Origin of the sequence: Sorangium sp. So ce204 (assembly GCF_051526795.1) — a bacterium.
Taxonomy (GTDB): Bacteria; Myxococcota_A; Polyangia; order Polyangiales; family Polyangiaceae; genus Sorangium; species Sorangium cellulosum_B.
Genome location: NZ_CP150317.1, coordinates 8,085,290 through 8,109,508 on the forward strand (window position 1 = coordinate 8,085,290; position 24,219 = coordinate 8,109,508).

Sequence of the window (24,219 nt, forward strand, 5' to 3'; positions counted from 1 at the left end):
CCTACGGAGCCTCCGCAGGCTTGGGAGTCGGGAAATCCAGCGGAATCCAATCTCCGACCGACAGCTCGCGCGCAGCGAACTCCCAGACCACCACGCGCTTGCCCGCCAGGCGATCTTGGCCGGCGTTCAGCTCGCGCGCGAGCGCCTGGCGCGTAGCGAAGGCGCCGGAGTCGTTCTGCGCGATCACGTCGATGGGGCGACCAAGCGCCAGCGCCAGGTGCGGGGCCAGGCCGGACGCGTTGCCCCAGCCCATTCCCTCGAGCGTGAAGATGTTGGTGAAGCTGTCGCCGAGCAGGAGCACGTCGGCGCTCTCGTCAGGCTCCCAGGGCGTGCCGGCCGCGTCCTGCACCTGGTGCACGACCACGCTCTCCGCTTGAAACAGGCTCTGATCGTCGGGCAGCTTGAGCATGTCGACCAGATCACCGACGCGCGAAGCCGGCTGCGGGACGCCGCGCAGCACGGGCTTCTCTGCCAGCGTTGGCAATACCCCAAGCCCGATCACGAGCTGGCCGAGGTCGGCGGCGATGCGCTCCATGTAGCCGGGCGTAAAATGCGTATCTTGAGCCAGGAAGAGCGGCTCGGTACGGGGCTCGGGCACGCTGCGGCGCGCGTCGAGCACGGCCACGCCGGCTGCTCGAAGCTCGCTCAGGAAGCGGTCGTAGTCGACATTCTGCGCCATCTCGACGCGCCCATCACGCCCAAGAAGTGGACCCGGCTCGATCCCAGCCTTGTCCGGCATCGGCAGGAGCACGAGGCGAATCCCCCGTTGCGCGAGCGCTTGCTGGAACGCGAAGATGGCGGGTCGCGGATCCGGGTAAATGGGCTCCTGGCCTGCGTCGAGGGCTTCCCTGGCGCGGCCCCGCAGCACCTCGGGCTCCAAGAATCCGGGCCCGCCGACGTGCTGCACACCGGGCGTGTAATAGAGCCAGCCGCCGTGTCCGACGACCGCGAGCTTGTTGCCCACACGAGCTAGACGAGTGAGCAGCAGCTGCACGCGGGGCTGGACCCAGGACTTGGCGTACGAGGCATCCTCAATGCCCTTCTCGAGCTGACGCAGGTTCTCGGCCGTCGGTGGGCGACGCACCAGATCCACGAGAGGCGATTCCTCATCCTCGCGCTTCTCGAGGTAGGCCTGCGCGAGCGGAACAGCGTAGATCGCCCCCAGAAACAGCAGCGTGAGCAGCCAGGCCGCGCCGCGGCTCACGTCGGTCGCGATGATACCGCGGCGCAGCTGCTCGTCGCCTGTGGGGTCGGTCGGACCGCCGCTGCGTTCGATGGCGGAGGACGAGGGAGGCAAGGTACTTTGCATCGCGCGGCCTCAGAACTGAAAGTACAGGAACGGGTTGATGGTCTGCGTCCACATCATCAACGTCGCGAGCGCCATCGTGGCCGCCACGAACGCGGTACGGGGCAAGGACAAGCGCCGCGTGAGCTCCCAGCTGTTGGGCATGCCGAAGATCACCACCGCGGCCAACGCGAATAGCCCCACGTAGTACCGCGGGTGGAGCGCGCCCGCCACGACGTCCGCCGCCGGCGAAACGGCGGCGAGCCCAAACAGCGAGCCCAGGTAGGTCACCGCCTGATCGAGCGTCTTGGCGCGGAAGAACACCCACGACAAGCACACGATCAAGAAGGTGAAGGCGACGCCGACAGCAGGTGGCAGGCGGCGCAGCGGATGAGCTTTACCGAGCCTGCGCTCCACCCCGAGCATGCCGCCGTGAATGCCGCCCCAGATCACGAAGTTCCAGCTGGCACCGTGCCAGAGCCCGCCGAGCAACATGACAACCATCAAGTTGGCGTACGTGCGCAGGGGTCCTTTGCGGTTGCCACCGAGCGGAATGTACAAATAGTCGCGCAGCCACGTGGACAGGCTGATATGCCAGCGCCGCCAGAACTCCGTGATGCTGCGCGACTTGTAGGGGGAGTCGAAGTTCTGGATCAGCACGAAGCCGAGCATCAGCGCCAAGCCCACGGCCATGTCCGAGTAGCCGGAGAAATCGAAGTAGATCTGGAACGCGTAGGCGACCAGCCCGAACCACGCGTCGTAGAAGTGCTTGGCGCCACCGGCGAACGCCGTATCGGCGATGTGCCCCATCGGGTTGGCCAGCAGGATCTTCTTGCCCATCCCCAGCGAGAAGAACGCGACGCCGCGCGCGAACTTCTCGAGCGTGTGCTGGCGCACGCGCATCTGTTCCTCGATCGCCGCATAACGGATGATGGGGCCCGCCACCAGGTCGGGGAAGAAGGCCTCGAAACACATGTAGTCCGTGAAGCGCCGCATCGGTCGGGCGTCGCCGCGGTACACGTCGATGGCGTAGCTCATCGCCTTGAACGTGTAAAAGGAGATGCCCACCGGCAAAACGACGTGCAAGACCGGCACGATCTGCGTCGAGCTGCCGAAGAGCGCGCCGAGCGCGTTGATGTTCTCGGCGACGAAGCCCGTGTATTTGAACGCCGCGAGCAGCCCGAGGTTGGTGACGATGGAGATCGCCAGCACCAGCTTCATCTGGCGGGTCCGCACGACCTCGGGGCCAATCACGGGCGGTAGGCCGTCGACGTCGGGCAGCCGTGACATCTTCAGGAGCAAGAGACCGCACACGTAGTCGACGCTCGAGCCGAAGAACATGATCACGGCCCAGCTCGGGTTCGCCCAGCCGTAAAATACGTAGCTCGACACGGCGATGAGGGCCGTGCGGGCCCGGCCCGGCAGGGCGTAGTACGCGGCCAGTACCAGCGGCAAGAAGTAGAACAGGAAGATATGGCTGGAAAAGACCATCTCAGCGGCTCACGGGGCCCACGGGCGCCAGCCCTTGTCCTTCATCGTCGCGAGCGCTCGCTGCACCCAGGTGCGATGGCCGTCCAAATTGAAGTGATGGTCGTCTTGCATGCCCACGCCCTCGGCCGAGACGAGCGCGAAGTTCGACACCACGCTCGGGCACCTTTCGATCTCGGGACGGATGGCGTTCGCCACGGCGCCGCCGACCACGAACTCGCCCGAGCTCTCCACCTCGTAGTCGTTCATCAACGCAGGCAGCGTGGGCTCGCCGACGTCGTTGCGAATGGCGGTCACGAGGGTATTGATGCAGTCGGGAAAACCGGTGCGATCGGCGGCAGTGCCGTGTCGCTCGGTGATCCCGAGATAGATGAAGATACCGCCGAAGGTCACCCGCCCCTTGATGGCCTTCGGCGCGGCGATCAGCTGGTCGTAGTAGAGGCCGCCCGGAATGAACTGGGAGCAGTAGGCCGAGGGCCACCCGAACCCGAGCGAGATGAAATAGTTGTCGGGCGCGAGCATCGCGGCTTCCTTGACCAGCGCCGTACCCGGCCCGCCGGCGGCGGTGTCACCCGCGGTTTTCGGCTCGATCGCGAGCTCCGGCGCCGAGCCAGGGTGGTACATGAAGGCGTGCGGGTGGGTCTCCGTGAAATGGAACGGGCGTGAGCTCTGGGGCCTCGTGGCGCGACCGGCCATGTTGGAGTGACCGATGTGAATGAAGGCGATCGCGCGCTCCCTCGGGACGTCGACGCCTCCAAGGTTGATGGTCACGCCCGAAGGCGCCGGCCCTCCGCCGGACCCCACGTCGCTGGTCCCGCTGCTCCCGCCGCCGCCGCTCCCGCTCGCCGCGGTCATGGCGCCGCCGACCGAAGCTCCACCCGTGGTGGTCGCCGCTCCAGCGCCGCTCGAAGGCCCGAAGTCGTCACCCGTCCCGGCGGCCTGCGTGTCGTGCGGGTGCTCGACGACCCCGCAGGCGAGCCCGCCGCCCAGCGCGAACAAGGAAACGAGCGCCCACCGAGACCTGGACAGGCTCACGTTGAGAAGTGGTTTCATCGTCGACTCTCCTCCAAGTTCACCAAGATCCGCGTCGCTTCGGGGTCGAAAGGCCGGACGCGCAAGGCACGCCGTAGAAAGCCCAGGCCTTGCGCCGATTCGCCCCTTCGCAGGGCGATCAACGCCATGAGATTCAGGCTCCCGACGTCGTCGTGCTGGGAAACCAGGCTCTGCCGGGCGAGCCGCTCGGCGGCATCGAGCTCACCCGCTGCAAAGCGAAGACGCGCTTCGAGGGCTCGGGCTTGCGGCGTGTCGAGGCTCGCGAGCGTACGCTGCGCTTGCTCGAACTGGCCGAGCACGCCGTGCAACGTGGCCAGGCTCAGACGTGCCGCGGCATGCACCTTCGGGGAATCCGCGAAGCGCTGCTCCAGCTGGACCAAGGTGCGGTCCGTCTCGCTGGCTTCACGGAACGGCTGCTCCGCGACGCCGGGCGTGAGGTCGCGGCGTGCAAACAGCACCTCCGAGCCGTCCGTGTAGAGTAGCTTCCAATCAGCGCTCGCGTAGAGGTGGCCAATCAAGCGCTGGTAGCGCTCGGGGAACATCACCGGCAAGACCACGTAGGCGAAGGAATGACGCGCCTGAAAAGCTTCGAAACGCTCTGGCTCGTCCGCGAGCCTCAGGTATTCGGCGAACTCGTCGGCGGTGCGCAACACGAGCCGAGTGTCGATATACGGCCTAAACCGCGGATAGAGCCGCCAGATCAGGTAGCCTCCGTAATGATCGGCCGCAAAGACGTCGCCCCCGGGCAGCGCGTCGAGGCGCACAGCGCTTTCGGCCGGCACCCGGAACGGGCTCGGATCCGCCAGCGGCGGCTCGCGCGCCGCCGCCGACGCCGAGACGAGCAGCAGCGCGCTCAGGAGCGCCGCGTTGAGGCCCACCGCCACGCGCACGCCCGCGCGGCGAAAGCTCGAGACACAAAACCGCCGGAGCGCCGGGGCCAGATTGACCGCGAAGATCGGCGCCCCGACCCAGTACAGCAGGAGCACGTTGCGGTTGCTCATCAAGGCCAGCCCCGCGAAGCCGAGCAGCAGCAGCGCATGGCTCAGCCTCAAGCGGCGCCCGGCCAGGAGCACGGAGAGAGCGAGCAGGGCCAAACACCATTTGAAGTGCCAGAACTCGCCGTCTGACAGGCGCTCGAGCTCGAAGGGCGGTAGGTTCTCCGCCACGTCGTGGGCGAAGACCTGGTGCTCGCCGGGCAACAAGCGCCCGAGCAGCACCGCCGGCAACGCTGCGCCGCGCAAGCCAAACGGCGTGAGACACGTCGCCAGCAAACACCCCCCTAGCGTCGCGAACAGCTGCTGTACCCGCGCCCACGGTGCCAGCGCACCAGCGTGCTCGCGCGCAAACGGCCACGCACGCGTCTGGCCAAAGCTCGCCCAGCCGAGCGCCGCCACCGCGTACGCCGCGATCACCGCGGGGCCAAGCGCCGAAAGGCCCTGAAAATTCGCCCAAACCAGCTGCGCCAAGGGCAAGAGCAGCAGGTGCCGGACCCGGCCGTCGCGCCGAAAGCGCTCGAGCGCGAACAAGAAGAACGCGAGCAGGACGAGCGTGCCTATCACGGGCCGGACGAGCAAGAGCGAGCGAGCCGCCAGGAGCCCGCCGACCAGCGACGTCACGAGGAGCCCCCTCGCCCACGAGCCGCGTCGCGCTTCGAGCGCGAAGTAGAGGAAGCCCGCGCCCAGGCCGATCAGCGCGCACTTGACCAAAACGAGCCCGACGAGGCCGACCGCCTGGTGCACCGCGTACACCGCAAGCTGAAAAAGCCAGTGCACGTCGACCCAGGCACGCCCTTGCGCGCTGACCGAGAAGGGATCGGTGAACAGGAGCCCACGCCGAGCGACCATCTCGCGACCTGCCGCGAGGTGCCACCAGATGTCACCGTCGGCCGAAGGCGCGAGCCCCGTCGAGGCCGCACCCAGGCCGAGCAACGCCGCGACGAGCGGCGTGCGATGGCGGAGCAGGGCGGCGACGGGCAACATGGCCACTTCTCAGAACGGTGAGACGGTGAAGCCGATGCCTGCCGTCCACGGCTGCAGGCCCACGCCCTGGCTGCTGCTCTCGGCGCCGTCGACGACTCCGCGCTTGTCCCAGCCGAGCGGCAGCGACACGCCCCCCAGGATCGCCAGCCAGGCGTTCGACCACTCCACGGCGAGCGTGCCGGTGACGGCCCACAGCTGCACCTCCTGGTCAAGCCCACGGTCACGATCCGCACCGAAGAAATGCGACAGCGACAGGCCGACCGACGGCACCAGCGGCCCCCAGAAATAGCCCGAGTAGCCGTAGATCGCGGCCGCCGGTGCGCGGTAGTTGCCCAGCTCGTTTTCCCCGCCGCGGTAGCCGAACGAGCCGCCGAGCACGATCAGCCCCCACGTCTTGTCGATCGTATGGTCGAGCGTCAGGCTGCCGCTCACCTTGCCAAGGCCAAGCTGCTTTTCCTGCGTGAGATAGTCGTTCTTGTACTGGGCGTCGTGCACGCCGGTCGGGACGCCGACCAGCAACGTCAGGCTGGTGGAGTTGATCTCGCCGAAGCGCCGCGTGACGAACCCCGCGACGTCACCCACGCCGGAGTTCGAGACGTCCACGGGCAGGCCGTAGTAGTCGCGGTAGTACTTGTAGAGCAGCGGAACCACGAGCCCCACGTTCCATTTCTCGTTCAAATTGCGCGAGACTTGAGGACTCAAGCTGAGGTTGTAGCCGTCGTCCAGGTGCGTGTACGTGCCGAGCGTCTGCAGCTCGAATAGCCCCCCGGTCACGCTGTGGCCGATCCACTTGATTCCGCCCCCCGCGCCCGTGGAGCTACCGGCTCCGCAGCCGCCGATCGTCTCCCAGCTCGAGAGCAGGCCTTCCAACCGTGAAACTCGTAAAGACAGCGCTGGTCCGAGCTCGGCGAGCGCGTCGCCTCGCTCGCCGAGAGTCGCCTCCAGGCGGGCCACTCGCACATCGTTTTGCCGAGCCGCGCGCTCGGCCGCAATGAACGGAAAGCTGGCGACCACGGCCAAACCACATGTTACCAGCCAGGCGCCCGGGGCACGTAGTCGTATGAAGTTCAAGCGAGTTTCTCCCAGGCGCAAGGTCAAGCCGGGTCGACCTGGAGGCACCAGTAGCGAACGCTCCCGCGATCCGTAGCGGCATATTCGTCCACGAGTGCACCTTTCCAGATGGCCTTCAGATCGGCCTTCAATTTAAGCTTGTGAACGTCGCCCTGGTTGAAGCTACGCAGCTTTCCGCCGACCTGCTCCTTCATCTTGTCCTTGATCTTGGAGCGCGGCACGAGCGGCTTGTAGTGCGCGACAAGGATGAACTGCTTGTCGAGCGCCCCGCCCTCGACCTGGTAGCGCATCACGTAGGCGTAATCGTACAGGTCATCGGGGGGCATCTTGGAGGGAATCTCAACGAGCTTTGCCGTCAATTCCAGAGGTTCACCCGCGTCCGCCCGGGCGCTCCGCTCGACACCGGCTATCGCGAGCAGCAGCGCGCTCATCAACACTTGGTGACCAAAGTGGCGTCGGGTTGAATGAATCATCTTCGCAGAATAGGGCGAGAAAGGTCGATCTTGCAACAAGGCACGCACCGATTCTCGAAATCAAGCAACCCACGCCGGAGATCGCTGCAGGCTGTCGGCATCTTTCCACCGTGAGGCCACCGTGGGGGCAGCACTATCGCTGGTAATTCACGGCGGGGTACGCGAGAGCCGCCATGGTGACCGAGCCAAGCCGCATCTCCCGCTTCCTCTCCGCGCTCGGCGAGCTGACCGACGTTCCTGGTCGCTCACCCGACCGGGAACCGCCGTACTGGAAGAGCACAGTTCTGCGCCACAAGGCGCTCGGCGATGCCGCGGTGCGCATCGCGATAACATCCCGGGCGGATCAACCCGATCGGCAGCTCGTTCACCAAGGCGCTACCCGACCTCTCCGGTCGATTCCGGATCATCCAGATGGATCGCCAGAAGGACGTCATGATCGCCGAGCTGATCATCAAAGGAGATCTACCGGTACGACATGAGCCCTGGCGGCAGGCGGCTCGAGCTCGTCTCCGCCGGCACCTTCGGCGCGCCCGCGCGGCAATGGGTGTCGGGATACCCGCTCCAGTACAATCTCCTCCTGTTCTCCGGGGGGATGATGACGGTCGAGACGCGCTGCCGCGAGGAGGTGAACGGCGCGTGGCGGCACGACGCCAGGTGGCTGCAGGGGACGAGCAGAGACCCGTTGCCTCGGTATCAGATCCAGCTGGCGTGACGCGCCGCCCGCTGCCCGGCGCGCGCGGCCGCCTCAGATCACCCGGTCCGCGAGCGGCTCCCCCCGCTCGAACCGCCGCAGGTTCGCGAGGAAATGCTCCACCAGCGCCATCGGCTCCTCGCGCCGCCCGCCGGCCGAGTGCGGCGTGATGACGCAGCCCGGAGCGCGCCAGAGCGGGTGGTCGGGCGGCAGCGGCTCGGGATCCGTCACGTCGAGGTACGCGCCCGCGATCCGGCGCGCCTCGAGCGCCTCGATCAGCGCGGCCTGGTCCACCGTGACGCCTCGGCCGACGTTGAAGAACCACGCGTCCGGCCGCATCCGCGCGAGCAGCGCGGCCGAGACCAGCCGCCGCGTGCCCTCGGCCTCGGGCAGGCTCGAGACAACGTGATCCGCCCAGGCGAAGGCGTCGCCCAGCTCCTCCCTCGCGACCACGCGGAAAGGCTCGTCGCCGCGGGGGCGGGCGCGCAGGACGCAGAGCTCCACCTCGAACGGGGCGAGGAGCTCGGCGAGGCGGCGGCCGATCGCGCCGAAGCCGAGGAGGAGCACCCGCCGGCCGCGCAGGAGCGCGCTCCGCGACCGCACGTGCGCGTCGGGCCAGCCGCGCGGGCCGAGCTGGTTCTCGAGGCACTCGGGCAGCCGCCGCGAGGCCGAGAGCAGGAACGCGAGCGCGTGCTCCGCGCAGGGATCGGCGTAGACGCCGCTGCTCGTCGTCAGCGCGGCGCCGCGGGCGGCGAGCGCGGCGCGCACCGCCGCCACGTCGTAGCGGGCATACCCCGCGGTGCTCAGGTGCACCCAGCGGAGCCGCGGGGCCGCGCGCACGTCGTCGGGGTGCGGCTGGCCAAAGACGACCTCGGCGCCGAGGACGAGCGGATCCGGCGCGACGACGGCGAGGTTCTTCGCGGAGCGCGCCGCGGCCAGCTCCAGCGCGTGCGGCGCGACGCCCTCCGAGAGCGAGCGCGCCGCCTCCGGCGGCAGAACAACGGTGCTCGCGATGATCAGCCGATCCAAAGGCGCCTCCTCCTCACCCGTGCACGGCGCGCCCGAACTCCCGCATCCACGCCTCCTCGTCCGCGGTGAGCGGCCCCCTCGCGAGCGCGTCGAGGTTCTCCTCCACCTCGGCCCGGCTCTTCGGCCCCGTCAGCGCGAGATCCACGTGCGGGCTGGAGAGCTGGAATCGATAGCAGTCGCCGGCCGTCATCGCCGGGCGATCCCAGCCCTTCGGCCGCTTCAGCAGCCGGCGCCACGCCGTCGCCGTGTAGGCGAGGATGCTCGGCTTCGCGTCGCGCACGTGCGGGAAGATGTCACGCTCCGCGCCGGGATGCGCGGCGTTGTAGCGGATCATGAGCAGGTCGAGCGGCGACGACCCGGCCAGGCCGCCTGCCCGCGGGCGGTCGTGGATGCTCACCCCGAGCGCCCGCACCTTGCCGCTCTCGCGCAGGTGCACGAGCTCGCGCTCGGTCGCGCTCGTCCAGGCAGACCCGACGCCGAGCCAGCCGAGCAGATAGACATCGAGGTGGTCGGTCCCGAGCTCCCGGAGCAGCTTCTCCGCGCCCCGGCGCACGCCCCAGCCGAACCAGCCGAGCTGCGCGAAGCCGACAACCGCCACGCTGTCGCGGCGCCCCTTCAGCGCCTCGCGCAGCGGGTTGCCGAGCCCGCCCGAGCGCATCGTCCAGAGGAAGAGATTGACCCCCCGGTCCACCGCCGCGCGCACCCCGCCCTCGTCGATGCCGTAGTTCGCCGCGAGCCCGAGCCGGAAGACGCGCTTGCCGCCAAAGGCGGTCGGCGCGCGGTGGAGCCAGTCGTCCATGGGGCGGATCTTACCTCACCTCCGTCGATGTCACCGGCCCCCGCGCGCCGCACATTCGCCGCCCACGGCCGCCCCGACCTGTGCCAGACTCCCCGGCCACCGATGGGCCAGGACACCTCTCCCCGGTGCGCCGGCTGCAGCGCTCCGCTCCCGGAGAACGCCCGCTTCTGCCCCTCGTGCGGCCAGCTCGTCGCCGCGCCGGATCCCAGCGCCGCCCTCGCCGCGACGGCGTTCCCCGCGACGCAGCTCGGCGCCGTCGGGCTGCCGGAAGCCTCCCTGCCGCTGCCGCCGGTCCGGCTCTTGCCAGGGACGGAGATCAGCGTCTATCGCATCGAATCGACGCTCGGCGAGGGCGGCATGGGCGTCGTCTACCGCGCCTACGACCGGGCGCGCGAGCGCGTCGTGGCCGTCAAATGCCTGCACTCGAACCTCTGCGGCAACCCGGAGATCCGGCGGCGGTTCGCGCGGGAAGCGCGGGTGCTCCGGTCCTGGAGCCACGAGAACGTGGTCGCCGTCTACGATTTCGTCGAGCGCGATCACCTGCTCGCGATCGTCATGGAGTACGTCGACGGGTCGACGCTGGTGCGGCACCTCGAGCGGTGGCGCGGGCGCATCCCCTTCCAGGAGATCCGCGCGCTGTTCGGCGGCGTCCTCGACGCGATGGACGAGGGGCACCGCATGGGCATCATCCACCGCGATCTCAAGCCCGACAACATCCTCGTCACGACCGGGAAAGACGGCCTCTCCCCCAAGATCGTCGACTTCGGCATCGCCAAGATCCTGGAGGGGACGACGTACACGCTGAGCGGCGCGTTCCTCGGGACGTGCTGTTACATGTCGCCAGAGCAGGTGAAGAGCCCCCACGCCGCGGATCGGCGCTCGGACATCTACTCTCTCGGCGTGACGCTCTACAAGCTGACGACAGGGCAGGTGCCGTTCGACAGCCCCAACCACTTCGCCGTGATGATGGCCCACGTCGCCGACGCCCCGGCGCCCCCCTCGTCGCTGCGCCCCGACCTCCCGCCGGCCCTCGACCAGCTCGTGCTCGACGCGCTGTCGAAGGACCCGGCGGGGAGGCCGGCGTCGTGCGCGGAGTTCCGGGCGCGGCTCGACGAGGCGCTCTCGGAGTTCTCGCCCGCCCCGTCGCGGCCCTCGTCCGACGGGCGCGAGCTCGCGCCGACGGTCCGCGAGAAGACCGGCGAGCAGATGATCCTGGTCCCCGGCGGGCCGTTCCTGAGCGGGCAGCAGCGCAGGAAGGTCCATGTCGACGCGTTCTACATGGATCGCACGCCGGTCACGAACCGCCAGTTCAAGGCGTTCCTCGACGTGACCGGGTACCGCCCCGACGACGACGACGCGAGCCGGCTCCTTGCCCATTTCAGGCGCGGCGAGATCCCCGCGGGCCTCGAGGACCACCCCGTGGTGTACGTGTCGTGGGACGACGCGCGGGCCTACGCCAACTGGGCCGGCAAGCGCCTGCCGACCGAGGCCGAGTGGGAGAAGGCCGCGCGCGGCACCGACGGCCGCAAATACCCGTGGGGGCGCGCCGAGCCCGGGCCCGCGCGCGCGAACTACGACAACCGCGAGGGCGGGACGGTGCCCGTCGGCTCGCTGCCGGGGGGCGCCTCTCCTTATGGCATCCTCGACCTCGCCGGCAACGTGTGGGAGTGGTGCGAGGACTACGACGATCCGCACTTCTATGCGGACGGCCCCTCCCACAACCCGCGCAACACGCGGCCCTCGGATCGGCCGCTGCTCGTGATGCGCGGCGGCTCGTGGATGTACGGCGCGCAGTCGCTCCGCACCTGGGCGCGCACGAGCTTCGAGGCGCACTACCGCTTCGCCGGCGGCGGCTTCCGCTGCGTGCGAACGGCCTCGTCGAGCTGAGGCGCGGGCGCGGCGGCTGCTCGGCGCGCGGCCGCTCGGCTCACGCGCGCGGCGCACGAGCGCCTGGTCAACCGGCGGCGGCGCGGATAGAACGCCGGGCGCAGATGCAGACGAACAGGGCCAGGACGAGCGGCGGCGTCCGCGTGCGGCTGACCGGCGTCCGGCGCGTCTTCCCGGTGCTGGACGACGCGGGCCGCGCGCCGCGGGACGGCGCCCCCGGCGTCGTCGCGATCGACGGCATCGATCTCGACATCGCGCCTGGCGCGTTCGTCGCGCTGCTCGGGCCCTCCGGGTGCGGCAAATCCACCCTGCTGCGGCTCGTCGCCGGGCTGGACCGCGCCGACGCCGGCGCGGCCGTCGTGGAGGCCGAGGAGGCGCCGGGCGGCGCAGGCGGCGCGCGCGCCCCCCTCGCGTACGTCTTCCAGGACGCCCACCTCCTGCCCTGGCGGAGCGTCCTCGAGAACGCCGCCCTGCCGCTCGAGCTCGCCGGCGCGCCGCTCGACGAGCGCCGCGCGGCGGCGCGGGCCGCGCTCCTCCAGGTCGGCCTCGCCGACGCGGGCGCGCGGTACCCGGCCGAGCTCTCCGGCGGCATGCGCATGCGCGTATCGCTCGCCCGCGCGCTGGTCACGCGCCCGCGGCTGCTGCTGCTCGACGAGCCGTTCGCCGCGCTCGACGAGCTCACGAGGAGCCGGCTCGACGACGAGCTCCGCGCGCTCTGGGCCGAGCTCGGCATGACGGTGCTCTTCGTGACCCACTCGATCACCGAGGCCGCCTACCTCGCCGAGCGCGCCGTCGTCCTGTCCCCGCGGCCGGCGCGCGTCGTCGCCGACCGCACGCTCTCGCTGCCGGACAGGCGGACGGCCGCGCTGCGCACCGAGCCCGCGTTCGCCCGCGAGGTGCGCGCGCTGCAGGAGGCGCTGGAGAGCGGCGGGGCGTGAGGCGCGGACCGGCGAGCCCGGCATTCCCACTGCTTCACGGGTCGAGGTGGACGAGGATGCGGCAGTTCGGCGCGCCGGAGGTCCCTGCCGCTCCCGTTTGCCGCCGCGCACTTTACGGCGGCGCGCCGCGCGACTCCTGACGTGCGCTACAGTCCCTCCTGCCCACCATGGCCAACGCGATCCGCATTCGCACCCAGGTCACCTCCGATATCCTCCACATCCCGGAGCTCTCGGCGCTCGCGGGCAAGAACGTCGAGGTGATCATCCTCGAGGAGGAGTCGGCCCCGCGCAGCCTCACGCCGCCGGCGCGCAAGCTCGGGGCGCTCCGAGGCCTGTTCGACGTCCCTGACGATTTCGACGCTCCCCTGCCTGAGGACATGCTTCACGCCTTCGAGGGAGATGGAGAGACGTGAAGCTGCTCCTCGACACCCATGTGTGGCTCTGGGCTGCGCTCACGCCGGAGCGCATCGCCACGACGGCCCGGCAGGCCATCGAGGATCCTCACAACACCCTCCTGATCTCCGCCGCAAGCGCCTGGGAGATCGCGGTCAAGCATGCGATCGGCAAGCTCCCGCTCCCCGAAAAGCCGGAGCTCCTCGTCCCGCGGGTCATCGCCGCGCTCGAAGGGATCGAGCTCCCCGTGACCTCCCGTCACGCGATCTCGTCCGCGGCCTTGCCGTACCATCACCGAGATCCCTTCGATCGCCTCCTCGTGGCACAGGCGCTTTGCGAAGGGGCAGCGCTCGTCACCGTGGACGAGCTGCTCACTCGCTACGGCGCCACGGTGCTCTGGGCCGGATCGTGACAGGGCAGCGACGCCGGCGCCGCCACGTCGAACCGTCGTTCCCGCGCGCCCGCTGAGCCCGGCCCCTCCCCGGCACGGCCGTCCCCACGACCCCCGGGGCGGTCCGCGCGCCCATTCCACCGCGCTGCTGCCCCCTGCCGCGAAGCGCCGTCCATCGTGGCCATCGTGGGCAGAGCTCCCACTCGCCGCACGATCCCGCGCGCGAACGCGCTTCCATGCCGACAGCGCGCTCGTACAATCGCCTCATGCCCACGTGCCCCCGGCGGTTGCTTCCCCGCGCCCTTCCTTGGTTTTTGCTCGCTGCAGCGGCCTGCGGCGATGATCCGGATGTCGTCCTGCCACCCGGCGATGGCGGCGGGGGCAACGGCGGCACGAGCAGCAGCTCGGGCGATGGCGGCGGGTTCGTCGGGTCGATGGCCGCCTCGGGCGGCGCGGGCGGCGAGAGCGGCTGTGAGGGCGTGAGCTGCCGCGAGGACCAGCACTGCGAGGAGGAGGACGGACAGGGCACCTGCGTCGACAACACGTGCGACGACCTCACCTGCGACGCGACCGAGGTGTGCGAGACGCCCCCGGACGCAGGCGCGCGCTGCGTCGATATCGCCTGCCAGAGCGACCTCGAGTGCGCCTTCAACCAGTACTGCAACGGCACCATCTGCGTCGTCGATGCCTGCACGGCCGGCGCGCGGACGTGCGACGGCGACAGCCTCCAGCTGTGCGTGTCGAACGGCAGCACCACGAGCGAGCTCTTCACGTGCGGCGGATCGGCCTACTTCGAGAGCAAGTGCACCGACGACGGCGCCGGGACCGCCAGCTGCCCCTGCGAGGACGACTGGGACTGCCCCACCTACGCCTCCTGCGAGGTCGGCTCCTGCTCCGGCACGGGCGCCGCGCCCACGTGCCTCTTGCCGCCGGAGCCGTTCGCGGGCGCCCTGCCGCAGAACGAGATCCAGTGGGGAGGGGAGAACCGCGCCAGCTCCGACGCCGCCAACAGCCCGTTCAAGACCTCGGCGCAGACCGTCATGACGCCGCTCGTCGCCAACCTCGACGACGACAACGGCGACGGGCTCATCAACGAGCTCGACTTCCCCGAGATCATCTTCACGACGTTCTGCGGCTCGAATTTCGGCAAGCAGGGCGTCCTCCGGGCGATCCACGGCGGCGGGCCCCGCAAGGGAGAGAACTACTTCGCGGTGCTCGGCGCGCAGGTCTGGCACGAAGGCGAGCCCATCGACGCGCCCTACGCCTGCGCCGACGCGACGCTGATGCCGACCGCCGGGCTGGCCGTCGGCGATCTCGACGGCGACGGCGTCCCCGAGATCGTCGCGATCACCGCCGTCGTGACGGGGTCTGGGGCCACGGAGGTGACGAAGACAGGGCTCCAGATCTTCAGCAACACGGGCGAGACCAGGGTCCTCATGAACGAGATCTGGACGGGCTACAACGAGCCGTCGCCCGCGCTCGCCAACATCGACGGACAGGGGCTCCCGGAGATCGTGGTCGGGCCGAACGTGTTCACGCTCGACGTCAACAAGGACACCCGCGAGCTCTCGATCGTCGACCACTTCAAGGGCGACAAGGCCCAGGGCATGCAGGGGTCACCGGGGAACGCGAGCAACCGGCTCGGGCCCATCGCGTGCGTCGCGAACCTCAACGACGACCCCCGGCTGGAGATCGTCGCGGGCAGCACCGCCTATGGGCTGCCCCGCCCGCCGCCCGGCGTGACGAGCAGGGCCGGGTGCGCGCCGCCGTACACCGACAAAGAGGCGACGGCGTACTGCGAGGGGAAGCTCATCGAGGTCTGGGACGGGCAGACCGTCAACGGCACGGCCGGGATCCCGTCCGAACAGCGCGACGGCCTCTGCGCCGTGGCCGACGTCCTCGGAGAGGACCAGGACGCCGCGCCCGGGCCGAACAACCCGCTCGATCAGCGCCCGGAGGTGATCCTGTTCAACAACGGGCACTTCTTCGTGCTCAACGGGCAGAACGGCACCATCCAGCGCCACGAGGAGATGAAGGCCTCGGGCACCACCTTCGACGGCGGCGCCCCGAACGTGGACGACTTCGACGGCGACGGCTTCCCCGAGGTCGGCACGGCGTTCGGCCTCCGCTACATGATGTTCGATCTCCAGGCGCCGACGGCCGAGTGCCCGGCGTGGCCCAACGCGCTCACCGACGGGGTCACCGGATTGCAGGGCAACCCGGAGCGGACCCCGAACGGGAAGCCGTGCACCACGGACGAGGAATGCGGCGCCCCGGGCGCGGCGACGTGCAACCAGCAGCGGGGCACCTGCGTCTGCTACCACAACGGGTGGCAGCGCTTGACCGAGGACGACTCGAGCCGCACCACCGGGTCGAGCGTGTTCGACTTCAACGGCGACGGCGCCGCCGAGGTCATCTACAACGACGAGTGCTACTTCCGCATCTACGACGGCGTCACGGCCGACGTCCTGTTCAAGGTGCCCTCGCCGAGCCGCACCCGGTCCGAGTACCCGATCGTCGCGGACGTCGACAACGACGGCAACGCGGAGATCGTGTTCGGCACCTCGAACGAATCGACCTATTGCTCGCAAGGCACCGACTACAACAACGGCCTCGAGGTCTGGGGCGCGCAGAACGACCTCTGGGTCTCGGCGCGCCGCATCTGGAACCAGCACAGCTACCACGTGACGAACGTGCTCGAGAGCGGCGGCATCCCCCTGAAGGAGCCCGAGAGCTGGAAGCCGTACGGCGGCCGCGTCTACAACACGTACCGCTCGAACCCGCGGTCGTACGGCATCGCGCCGGACCTCGCGCTGAGCGGCATCCAGGTCTCGTCCCCGGACGCGACCTGCGGCGAGCTCACCGACGAGGTCGCCATCACCGTGCGCGTCGAGAACCTCGGCGATCTCCGCGTGGGCCCCGGCGTCGCCATCAACTTCTACGGCGAGTGGGACACGCCGGAGGTCGATGAGCCGCTCTACGGTGAGGACCTCGCCCCGCTGAAGTTCGTCCTCCAGAGCAGCATCGAGCCGCACAGCTCGCTGCTCCTGACGGTGAGCTACAGCGCCGCGCACAACGCGCAGGGGACGCTGCCCGCCCGCGTGCGCGCGGTCGTGGACGAGGACGCCGTCGAGCGCGAGTGCCACGAGGACAACAACGCGTTCACCGCGCCCCTCGACGCCGGCAGCGCGCGCCCGGATCTCGAGATCGAGGTCGGCCGGGTGAACACAACGAAGTGCGCCGTGAAGCAGGTCGACGTCCCGACGACCGTCACCAACGCCGGCTCCGCGCCGGCCAGCGACGTGCGGATCCGGTACTACGCGGGCGATCCCGGCCAGGGCGGGACGGCGCTCCACGAGGAGGTCATCCCGGGGCCGATCGCGCCCGGGGCGAGCGTGAATCTCACGGCCACCATCGAGAAGTTCCCGTCGAACCTGTCGATCCTGATCTACGCCGTCGTCGATCCGGACGGGGCGATCGACGAGTGCAACGACGGGAACAACAAGGACGCGGCCTCGGACAAGATCCTGTGCCCGGAGATCAACTGACGCGCCGGCGTCCGGCCGGCGGGCCTCCCCGCCAGCCGGACGCGCGCCACGCCGGCGCCGCGCGCCGCGCTGGCGCGCGCTGGCGCACGATCATCGGCTCCCGCCCGGGGCGCGGTGCTATGCCTGTGCGCCCCGCCGTCCCGCCGCGCCGCTGACGGCGCGCCGCCCCGGCGCGCTGCACCCCGCGCCCCGCGCGCGGCGACCCAAGCCCCCACAGCGTCATGCTCGGAACCTCGAACCTCGCGAAATCATTCGGTGATCGGACCCTCTTCGAGGGCGTCTCGCTCAAGCTGAACGGCGGATCCCGCTACGGCCTGGTGGGCGCGAACGGCTCGGGGAAGACCACCTTCCTGAAGATCGTGGCGGGCGACGAGCCCGCGAGCGACGGGAGCGTCAGCATCCCGAAGGACGCCCGCGTGGGTGTGCTCCGGCAGGACCGGTTCCTCAGCGACGACCAGATCATCCTGGATCTCGCGATGATGGGCGATCGCGTCGTGTGGGAGGCGCTCGTCGAGTCGCGCCGCCTCGCGGAGGGCGGCGGTGACGCCGGCCGGGTGGCGGACCTGGAGGATCGCATCCGCGCCCACGACGGCTACACGCTGGAGGCGCGCGCGAGCGCCGTCCTCGAGGGGCTCGGCATCCCCGTGGAGGCGCACCGGAGGCCGCTCTCCACGCTCTCGGGCGGCTTCAAGCTGCGCGTGCTGCTCGCGCAGGTGCTCCTCGGCGGCGCGGACGTGCTGCTGCTCGACGAGCCCACGAACCACCTCGACATCCTCTCCATCCGGTGGCTCGAGAGGTTCCTCACCGGCTACAAGGGCTGCGCGGTCGTCATCTCCCACGACCAGCGCTTCCTCGACAACGTCGCCACGCACATCCTCGACGTCGACTACGAGACCATCACGCTCTACACGGGCAACTACGCCGCCTTCGTCGTCGAGAAGCGGGCGATCCGCGAGCGCAAGCAGGCCGAGATCGCCCGCGCCGAGAAGATCATCGCGGACAAGCGCGCGTTCGTGGAGCGGTTCGGCGCGAAGGCGACCAAGGCGCGCCAGGCGCAGAGCCGGCTCAAGCAGATCGAGAAGATCGAGGTCGAGGAGCTCGCCGACACGTCGCGCCGCTCGCCGCTGTTCCGGTTCGCGATCCAGAGGCCGAGCGGGCGCGACGTGCTCGAGGCAAAGGGGATCTCGAAGTCGTACGGCGCGAAGCAGGTGCTGCGCGACGTGTCGCTATCGGTGCGACGGGGCGAGCGGGTCGCGGTGATCGGGCCGAACGGGCTCGGCAAATCGACGCTGCTCAAGATCCTCGTGGGCCGGCTCGCGGCCGACGCCGGCGGCGCTTCGTGGGGGCACGAGGCCCGCGTCGGCTACTTCGCCCAGGATCACCGCGAGCTGCTCGTCGACGGGTCGATGACGCCGCTCTCCTTCCTGTGGGCGGCGTGCCCCGACGAGTCGCCGAGCTACGTCCGCGGCCAGCTCGGCAGGGCGCTGTTCTCGGGCGACGACGTCGAGAAGAGCGTCGGCTCGCTCTCCGGCGGCGAGGCGGCGCGGCTCATCTTCTGCCGGATCATCGTCGAGCGGCCCAACGTGCTCGTGCTCGACGAGCCGACCAACCACCTCGATCTCGAGGCGATCGAGGGGCTCGTCGAGGGGCTCAAGGCGTTCGAGGGGACGGTGCTCTTCGTCTCCCACGATCGCTACTTCGTCTCCGAGCTGGCGACGCGCATCCTCGAGGTGACGCCGAGCGGGCCGCGCGATTTCCCCGGCACCTACGAGGAGTACCTGGCCGGCTGCGGCGACGATCACCTCGACGCCGACACGGTGGTGCTGAAGGCGAAGCGCGAGCACCAGAAGGCGGCCGCGCCCGCGGAGGCGGGCGGCTCCTGGGAGGAGCAGAAGCGGCGTCGCAACCGGCAGAAGGAGCTGCCCGCGCGGCGCGACAAGGTGCTCGCGTCCATCGAGGCGGCCGAGGCGCGGAAGAAGGCGATCCACGACCTCTACTGCAGCGACGGCTTCTTCGAGCGCACCGGACAGGCCGAGATCGCGGCGCTCCAGGCCGAGGACGAGGCGCTCGGCCCGCGCATCGACGCGCTCATGGCCGAGTGGGAGCAGATCGAGCAGGAGATCGCGGAGCTCGGGGCGGTTCAGGCGCAGTAGTGAGGTCCTGCCGGGCTGCCCGGCCCCGGGAGAGGGGGTCCGCCGCGCGGCGCGGGGGCCCCGCCGAACTCGCCTGAGACGACGCCCCTCCGGCTTCGCCGGAGGGGCGTCGTCTCAGGCTCAAACATCGGCCCATCCCCCGCGCCGCGCGGCGGACCCCCTCTCCCGGGGCCTACGTGTTCGCGGAGCCGGGAGGCGGCAACTCACCCTCATCGCACCGCGAGCGGCGGCTCAGTGGCCTCGCGTCTTGCGGCTGGCCATGTCGATGCCGACGGCCAGGATGAGGATGATGCCCTTGATGATCGGCTGCCAGAAGCTCTCCGTGTTCATCAGGCTCATGCCGTTGTCGAGCGAGGCCATGACGAGCGCGCCGAGCAGCGCGCCCCAGATGGTGCCCTGCCCGCCGAGGAGCGACGTGCCGCCGATGACGGCGGCCGCGATGGCGTCAAGCTCCATCATCCGGCCGGCGTCCGAGGTCGCAGAGCCGACGCGGGCGGTGAGCACAACGCCCGCGATGCCCGCCATCACGCCCATCAGCGTGAACACGGCGATGAGGTGACGATCGATGCTGATGCCGGAGTAGAAGGCCGCCTCGCGGTTGCCGCCGATCGCGTAGAGGTGCCGCCCGAACGTCGTGTGCTTCGCGAGAACCGTGAACACGGTCGCGAGCACGAGCACGACAAGCACGGGGAACGGGACACCCTCGTAGGAGTTCATCAGGGCGGCGAACGCGAGGGAGAACATGGCGAGCCCGATCCACGGGTAGCGCGCCGTGCCGGTCGCGCGCACCGCCTTGTACAGCAGCCCGACGCAGAGGATGCCAGCGCCCGCCCAGCCGAGGGTGTGCGGCACGTACGCCTGGCCCACGAACAGGTAAGGACGCGCCGGCGAGATGGACACACCGCCTGTCAAGCCGAGGATGCAGCCCTGGAAGATGAGCATCCCGCCGAGCGTGACGATGAACGGGGGAATCCGCAGCCGCGCCACGAGGGTGCCCTGCACGAAGCCAAGGACGGCCCCGAGCAGGAGCGGCAGGATGAAGGCGGCCGGCAGCGGCCAGCCGAGGCTCACGTAGATCATCGCCGACGAGGCGCCGAGCAGACCGGCGAGCGCGCCCACCGAGAGATCGATCTGCCCCGCGACGATGACCATCACCATGCCGATGGCCAGGATCGACGTCACCGACATCTGCCGCGCGAGGAGCGTCAGGTTGCGCGGCGTCACGAACGTCCCATCGGTCGTGATGGAGAAGGCAATCCAGATCGCGATGAGCGAGCCCACCATCGAGAGGGCGCGCCAGGGGATACGCACGCGAAGCTTGGCCTCGCTCATTCCGTCACCTTCCTCGTTGCAGCAGCCATCACGCGCTCCGCTGTCGCGTCCTTCCGGTCGAGGCAGGCCGTCGGCCTGCCCTGGTTGAGGACCAGCACACGGTGGCTCATGCCGAGCAGCTCCGGCAGATCGGAGGACACGAGCACCACGGCGAGCCCATCCGAAGCGAGCTTGTGGATGAGCTGGTAGATCTCCGCCTTCGCCCCGACGTCGATTCCCCGGGTCGGCTCGTCGAGCAGCAGCACCCGCGGCCCCGTCATCAGCCATTTGCCGATCACGATCTTCTGCTGGTTGCCGCCCGAGAGCTGGTTCGCGAGCGCGAGCGGCCCGGACGCCTTGGTCCTGAGCGCCTTCATCTGCTCGACCGCCGTGACCTCGCGATCGGCGTGATCGAGGAAGAGCCCCTTCACGAACCGCCGCAGGGTCGCGAGCGTGATGTTGTCGAGGAGCGTCGCCTCGAGCACGAGGCCGTAGCGCTTGCGATCCTCGCTCACGAGCGCGATGCCCGCGTCGATCGCCTGCGCGGGCGCCGTGTACGGCGGCGTCGCGGGCCCGCCTCGGACCGAGATCGCGCCGGTGACGCGGCTCGTCGCGGCGCCGAAGATCGTCGAGAGGAGCGCGGTGCGGCCGGCGCCCATGAGCCCGCCGACGCCCAGCACCTCGCCGGCGCGCACCTCGAAGCTCACGTCGCGCAGCACGAACCGCCCGGGGTGCCCGGCGTCCTCGACCGACCAGCCCTGGACCGACATCGCGACGGGGCCCTCCGGCGGCGGGGGGCAGGGGTAGAGGTTCGTCACCTCGCGGCCGACCATGTACGAGATGACGCTGTCGGGCGAGAGCGCGGTCCGCGGCTGGGTCGTGATCGACTTCCCGTCACGGAGGACCGTGATGCGGTCGGCGATCTCGAAGACCTCCTCGAGCCGGTGGCTGATGTAGATGCAGGAGACGCCGCGGGCGCGCAGATCGCCGAGCAGGCCGAGCAACGTCCTCACGCCGGACTCGGTGAGCGCCGCCGTGGGCTCGTCGAGGACGAGGATCTTCGCGTCCTTGAGCAGCGCCTTCGCGATCTCGACCATCTGCTGCTGGCCGATGCCCAGGTCCTTGATCGGGCGCTCGGGATCGATGTCGAGCCCGACGCGCGCGAGCGCCTCCCGCGCCAGGGCCCGCACCGCGTCCCAGTCGATGAGCCCCCCGCGGAGGGGCTCCCGCCCGAGCACGAGGTTCTCGGCGACGGTGAGATCGGGCACGAGCGCGAGCTCCTGCGCGATCAGCGCGATGCGGTGCTCCTCGGCGCTGCGCATGCTGCTGAACTGCACGACGCCGCCGTTCAAGCGGATCTCGCCGCCGTAGGTGCCTGCGGGGTAGTAGCCGCACAGGATCTTGATGAGGGTGCTCTTACCCGCGCCGTTCTCGCCGCAGAGGGCGTGAATCTCGCCTTCCTGGAGGTCGAACGAGACGCCATCGAGGGCTTTCACCCCGGGGAACTGCTTCGTGATCGATGCGAGCTCGAGGAGAGGCATTGTCCTGGGCGCAAGGGGCGTCAGCGCGCGGCCACGTTCGCCTGGGAGGGGCCTGCGATGCAAGCACTTTGTTGGAAGCGCGCAGAAGAGGATCCAGGCGCGCAGGTCGCCGCGTGTCGCGTGTCGCGCATCACGCATGTGCCCTGGGAAGCGCCGGGGGCGAAGAGGAGTGGTGGAGAGCCCCCTGCGCGGGGGCTCCCGGAGCGGCCCGGGTGAGGGCCCTCAGTTGTAGAAGCCGAGGTCGTCGATGTAGAGGTCGAACTTGGGCGCGATGCCGACCTGGAACTGGATCGCGTAGAGCTTCGTCGCGTCGATCTGGTCGGTGCCCGCCGGATCACCCCAGCCGCCCTGCTTCAGGTCCGCGAAGGGAATCGTGAACTGCTGCCACTCCTCGGTGAGGGCGAGCGACTTTTGCCACTTGTCGCACTGGTCCGAGCAGGAGCCGCCGGCCGGATCCGTGCCCGGGTCCGAGAGCATGACGCTCGCGCTCGTGGCAGAGCCCGCGCCGATCTTGGCCCAGAACGTGATTCCCGTGTACGCCGAGGCGTCATAGGCGGTCTTGACGCCCTCGGGGCTGTTCAGCTCGAAGCCGAAGCCAGCGCCCCACGTCTCGAAGCCCTCTCCCCACGAGCGCGCCGCGTACATGCTCTGCGCGCGCGCCGGCGCGAGCGCCGCCATCGTGAAAGGCTCTTCCCCGGTCCCCTCCGGATCGGGCGGCGGGGTCTGCGTGGCCCCCTCCGACCCGTCATTGAAGGTGTACCAGTAACCGACCCGCCCGCCCTTGGCGAGGATGGCGTTGTCGTTGTCCTCCATGTCATCGATCATCTCGATCGTCTGGGGGCCCGCGCCCGAGCCCGTCGACGCCGAGGTGCTCGCGGCCGTCGAGGTCGTGGCGGGATCGATGGTCCCCGTGCTCGCCGTCGTGGTCGACGGGTCCACGGTGCCCGAAGAGGAGGTGGTGCTGCCGGCGCTGCCGGAGCCGCCCGCGCCTCCGCTCCCGCTCCCGCTCCCGCCACCATCGTCGCCGCTGGCGCACGCCGCGACAGCCAGTCCACAGACCGCCAAGCTAAAAGCACGCAAGAAAATTCTAGTCTTCATACGTTCACATCTCCGTATCTACGTTATTCTAATCAGCGCTCGCTCTGGGCCGGACGTCGATTGAATCAAGGAGCGTCCTGGCGCGGCGAGTATCGCCTGGAAGCTCAGGCCCTGCAACCTTCTTCTTTCCTCGCTGCAATCCATCTTTGTCATCGCTCGCCCTCGCTCGCCGTCGTTCGCCCTGGAGGCGAGGCTCGCGCGAATGTCCTTGTTGGGGCCGCTCGCAACGGCGGTAGCATGTTCGGAGCGTCGTTGAGACGTGAGCGCCTGGATCAGCGCGAGTGGCCGCCTGCTTGCAAGGCGCCTTCGCGGGCTCTCTCGGCGAGGCTCGAAGGAGGAGAGATGGCACGGGCGAAGGCTGGCCGGCGAGCGCGCGCCGCGTCGCAGAGGAGCGCGCAGAGCGCGGACCGGGAGCGGAGCGGCGGCGAAGGCGCGCCCCCGACGGAGCAGGAGAGAGCCCCGCAGGGAGAGCGGCAGAGCGCGGCGGCGCAGCGCGGGAGCTGCGCGCGGCTGCCGGGGAGGAGGGGAATCGCGGGGCTGCTCCTGAGCCGGCTGGAGACGGCGGCATACCGCATCTACGGGCGGGTCGCCGGGCTGTCCGAGGAGCGGCCGGCGCTCGGGGTCGAGATCGCGGCGTCGGCGCTGCGGGCGCTCGGGGCGCGCGCGCCGCGGGTCGTGAGCAGCGTCACGGTGAGCCACGCGCGGGCGGCGGTCCTGCACGCGCTGCAGGACGCGGCGGGCGTGCGGCGCCTCCTGCCGAGCATCGGGCGCGTGGAGGCCGGCGCGAAGAGGCAAGCCTCGACGGTCCGGGCGGCCGGCGCGGCCGGCGCGGGTGGCCCGGAGCGCACGCCGGCGGGGGTCGTCTCGCTCGCGACAGCGCCGGGCGACAGGGGCACGGAGATCAAGGTGGTGCTGCCGGGCGCGCGGCCGCGGAGGCGGCTCGCGCGCGCGGCGGGCGACCTGCTGGCGGAGCTGCCCAGGCGGCAGCTGCGGGGCGAGCTGCGGCGCCTGAGGCAATGGATCGAGATCGGCGAGATCCCGACGACGGCGGGGCAGCCGTCCGGCCGGGCAGACCGTGAGAGGGAGTGACC

20 protein-coding genes are annotated in these 24,219 nt (G+C 70.1%); 9 read left to right on the top strand and 11 right to left on the bottom strand.

Translation table 11 applies throughout. The features are described from left to right. Nucleotide 1: 1 nt before the first annotated feature. From WMF22_RS29930 to WMF22_RS29955, 6 genes are all read right to left on the bottom strand, one after another. A complete protein-coding gene (locus WMF22_RS29930; protein ID WP_438031998.1) occupies nucleotides 2–1,309 on the bottom strand; it encodes an alginate O-acetyltransferase AlgX-related protein in 1,308 nt (435 codons plus the stop codon). 9 nt (nucleotides 1,310–1,318) lie between these two features. Next, complete coding sequence (locus WMF22_RS29935) at nucleotides 1,319–2,776, bottom strand: MBOAT family O-acyltransferase (RefSeq protein ID WP_437293426.1); 1,458 nt, start codon at nucleotides 2,774–2,776, stop codon at nucleotides 1,319–1,321. A gap of 9 nt (nucleotides 2,777–2,785) precedes the next feature. Beyond that, nucleotides 2,786–3,826: a sialate O-acetylesterase gene (locus WMF22_RS29940; protein ID WP_438031999.1), complete on the bottom strand. Its 1,041-nt coding sequence runs from the start codon at nucleotides 3,824–3,826 to the stop codon at nucleotides 2,786–2,788. After that, nucleotides 3,823–5,805: a tetratricopeptide repeat protein gene (locus WMF22_RS29945; protein WP_438032000.1), complete on the bottom strand. Its 1,983-nt coding sequence runs from the start codon at nucleotides 5,803–5,805 to the stop codon at nucleotides 3,823–3,825. The genes WMF22_RS29940 and WMF22_RS29945 overlap by 4 nt, the downstream gene beginning before the upstream one ends. 9 nt (nucleotides 5,806–5,814) lie before the next feature. Next, a complete protein-coding gene (locus WMF22_RS29950; RefSeq protein WP_438032001.1) occupies nucleotides 5,815–6,825 on the bottom strand; it encodes a hypothetical protein in 1,011 nt (336 codons plus the stop codon). Nucleotides 6,826–6,899: 74 nt separating this feature from the next. Then, complete coding sequence (locus tag WMF22_RS29955; RefSeq protein ID WP_437293430.1) at nucleotides 6,900–7,307, bottom strand: hypothetical protein; 408 nt, start codon at nucleotides 7,305–7,307, stop codon at nucleotides 6,900–6,902. A gap of 517 nt (nucleotides 7,308–7,824) precedes the next feature. On the opposite strand from WMF22_RS29955, the gene WMF22_RS29960 reads away from it, so the two are divergent. Beyond that, nucleotides 7,825–8,061, top strand: a complete 237-nt coding sequence (locus WMF22_RS29960; RefSeq protein ID WP_437293431.1) for a hypothetical protein — start codon at nucleotides 7,825–7,827, stop codon at nucleotides 8,059–8,061. A 33-nt stretch (nucleotides 8,062–8,094) separates the two neighbouring features. Here WMF22_RS29960 and WMF22_RS29965 read toward each other — a convergent pair whose 3' ends face one another. Beyond that, entirely contained in the window at nucleotides 8,095–9,069 is a 975-nt protein-coding gene (locus WMF22_RS29965) for a D-2-hydroxyacid dehydrogenase (protein ID WP_438032002.1), read from the bottom strand. A gap of 13 nt (nucleotides 9,070–9,082) precedes the next feature. Then, a complete protein-coding gene (locus WMF22_RS29970) occupies nucleotides 9,083–9,868 on the bottom strand; it encodes an aldo/keto reductase (protein ID WP_438032003.1) in 786 nt (261 codons plus the stop codon). A 102-nt stretch (nucleotides 9,869–9,970) separates the two neighbouring features. On the opposite strand from WMF22_RS29970, the gene WMF22_RS29975 reads away from it, so the two are divergent. The 6 genes from WMF22_RS29975 to WMF22_RS30000 all read left to right on the top strand — a co-directional run bounded on the left by WMF22_RS29975 (nucleotide 9,971) and on the right by WMF22_RS30000 (nucleotide 19,178). After that, complete coding sequence (locus tag WMF22_RS29975) at nucleotides 9,971–11,755, top strand: SUMF1/EgtB/PvdO family nonheme iron enzyme (RefSeq protein ID WP_437293434.1); 1,785 nt, start codon at nucleotides 9,971–9,973, stop codon at nucleotides 11,753–11,755. A 104-nt stretch (nucleotides 11,756–11,859) separates the two neighbouring features. Then, entirely contained in the window at nucleotides 11,860–12,693 is an 834-nt protein-coding gene (locus WMF22_RS29980) for an ABC transporter ATP-binding protein (protein ID WP_437293435.1), read from the top strand. 167 nt (nucleotides 12,694–12,860) lie between these two features. Further along, nucleotides 12,861–13,106 (top strand): type II toxin-antitoxin system prevent-host-death family antitoxin, encoded by a 246-nt coding sequence (locus WMF22_RS29985; RefSeq protein WP_437293436.1) that lies wholly within the window; start codon nucleotides 12,861–12,863, stop codon nucleotides 13,104–13,106. Further along, on the top strand, nucleotides 13,103–13,498 hold the full coding sequence (locus WMF22_RS29990; protein WP_438032004.1) for a type II toxin-antitoxin system VapC family toxin: 396 nt from the start codon (nucleotides 13,103–13,105) through the stop codon (nucleotides 13,496–13,498). Before WMF22_RS29985 ends, WMF22_RS29990 begins: the two co-directional genes overlap by 4 nt. Before the next feature lie 245 nt (nucleotides 13,499–13,743). Continuing rightward, complete coding sequence (locus tag WMF22_RS29995) at nucleotides 13,744–17,025, top strand: CARDB domain-containing protein (protein ID WP_438032005.1); 3,282 nt, start codon at nucleotides 13,744–13,746, stop codon at nucleotides 17,023–17,025. A 221-nt stretch (nucleotides 17,026–17,246) separates the two neighbouring features. Next, entirely contained in the window at nucleotides 17,247–19,178 is a 1,932-nt protein-coding gene (locus tag WMF22_RS30000) for an ABC-F family ATP-binding cassette domain-containing protein (protein WP_438032006.1), read from the top strand. Nucleotides 19,179–19,409: 231 nt separating this feature from the next. Here WMF22_RS30000 and WMF22_RS30005 read toward each other — a convergent pair whose 3' ends face one another. The 3 genes from WMF22_RS30005 to WMF22_RS30015 form a co-directional block, all read right to left on the bottom strand. Next, on the bottom strand, nucleotides 19,410–20,510 hold the full coding sequence (locus WMF22_RS30005; protein WP_438032007.1) for a sugar ABC transporter permease: 1,101 nt from the start codon (nucleotides 20,508–20,510) through the stop codon (nucleotides 19,410–19,412). Beyond that, entirely contained in the window at nucleotides 20,507–22,030 is a 1,524-nt protein-coding gene (locus WMF22_RS30010; RefSeq protein ID WP_437293441.1) for a sugar ABC transporter ATP-binding protein, read from the bottom strand. The genes WMF22_RS30005 and WMF22_RS30010 overlap by 4 nt, the downstream gene beginning before the upstream one ends. A gap of 222 nt (nucleotides 22,031–22,252) precedes the next feature. Then, on the bottom strand, nucleotides 22,253–22,855 hold the full coding sequence (locus tag WMF22_RS30015) for a hypothetical protein (RefSeq protein WP_437293442.1): 603 nt from the start codon (nucleotides 22,853–22,855) through the stop codon (nucleotides 22,253–22,255). Between WMF22_RS30015 and WMF22_RS30020 the strand changes: the two genes are divergently transcribed. Next, nucleotides 22,842–23,192, top strand: coding sequence for a hypothetical protein (locus WMF22_RS30020; protein ID WP_437293443.1), 351 nt, complete (start codon nucleotides 22,842–22,844; stop codon nucleotides 23,190–23,192). The genes WMF22_RS30015 and WMF22_RS30020 overlap by 14 nt on opposite strands. 278 nt (nucleotides 23,193–23,470) lie before the next feature. Next, nucleotides 23,471–24,217 carry a hypothetical protein gene (locus WMF22_RS30025; protein WP_438032008.1) on the top strand — a complete coding sequence of 249 codons (747 nt, stop codon included), beginning with the start codon at nucleotides 23,471–23,473 and terminating at the stop codon, nucleotides 24,215–24,217. Nucleotides 24,218–24,219 lie beyond the last annotated feature (2 nt).

Bases quoted from the DNA above. Each gene is read 5' to 3' on its own strand.
- WMF22_RS29995 (WP_438032005.1), top strand. From the start codon at position 13,744: ATGCCCACGTGCCCCCGGCGGTTGCTTCCCCGCGCCCTTCCTTGGTTT.
- WMF22_RS30020 (WP_437293443.1), top strand. From the start codon at position 22,842: ATGTCATCGATCATCTCGATCGTCTGGGGGCCCGCGCCCGAGCCCGTC.
- WMF22_RS29940 (WP_438031999.1), bottom strand. From the start codon at position 3,826: ATGAAACCACTTCTCAACGTGAGCCTGTCCAGGTCTCGGTGGGCGCTC.
- WMF22_RS30015 (WP_437293442.1), bottom strand. From the start codon at position 22,855: ATGATCGATGACATGGAGGACAACGACAACGCCATCCTCGCCAAGGGC.
- WMF22_RS29980 (WP_437293435.1), top strand. From the start codon at position 11,860: ATGCAGACGAACAGGGCCAGGACGAGCGGCGGCGTCCGCGTGCGGCTG.
- WMF22_RS29930 (WP_438031998.1), bottom strand. From the start codon at position 1,309: ATGCAAAGTACCTTGCCTCCCTCGTCCTCCGCCATCGAACGCAGCGGC.
- WMF22_RS29945 (WP_438032000.1), bottom strand. From the start codon at position 5,805: ATGTTGCCCGTCGCCGCCCTGCTCCGCCATCGCACGCCGCTCGTCGCG.
- WMF22_RS30010 (WP_437293441.1), bottom strand. From the start codon at position 22,030: ATGCCTCTCCTCGAGCTCGCATCGATCACGAAGCAGTTCCCCGGGGTG.
- WMF22_RS29955 (WP_437293430.1), bottom strand. From the start codon at position 7,307: ATGAGCGCGCTGCTGCTCGCGATAGCCGGTGTCGAGCGGAGCGCCCGG.
- WMF22_RS30025 (WP_438032008.1), top strand. From the start codon at position 23,471: ATGGCACGGGCGAAGGCTGGCCGGCGAGCGCGCGCCGCGTCGCAGAGG.
- WMF22_RS30005 (WP_438032007.1), bottom strand. From the start codon at position 20,510: ATGAGCGAGGCCAAGCTTCGCGTGCGTATCCCCTGGCGCGCCCTCTCG.
- WMF22_RS29935 (WP_437293426.1), bottom strand. From the start codon at position 2,776: ATGGTCTTTTCCAGCCATATCTTCCTGTTCTACTTCTTGCCGCTGGTA.
- WMF22_RS29985 (WP_437293436.1), top strand. From the start codon at position 12,861: ATGGCCAACGCGATCCGCATTCGCACCCAGGTCACCTCCGATATCCTC.
- WMF22_RS30000 (WP_438032006.1), top strand. From the start codon at position 17,247: ATGCTCGGAACCTCGAACCTCGCGAAATCATTCGGTGATCGGACCCTC.
- WMF22_RS29960 (WP_437293431.1), top strand. From the start codon at position 7,825: ATGAGCCCTGGCGGCAGGCGGCTCGAGCTCGTCTCCGCCGGCACCTTC.
- WMF22_RS29970 (WP_438032003.1), bottom strand. From the start codon at position 9,868: ATGGACGACTGGCTCCACCGCGCGCCGACCGCCTTTGGCGGCAAGCGC.
- WMF22_RS29975 (WP_437293434.1), top strand. From the start codon at position 9,971: ATGGGCCAGGACACCTCTCCCCGGTGCGCCGGCTGCAGCGCTCCGCTC.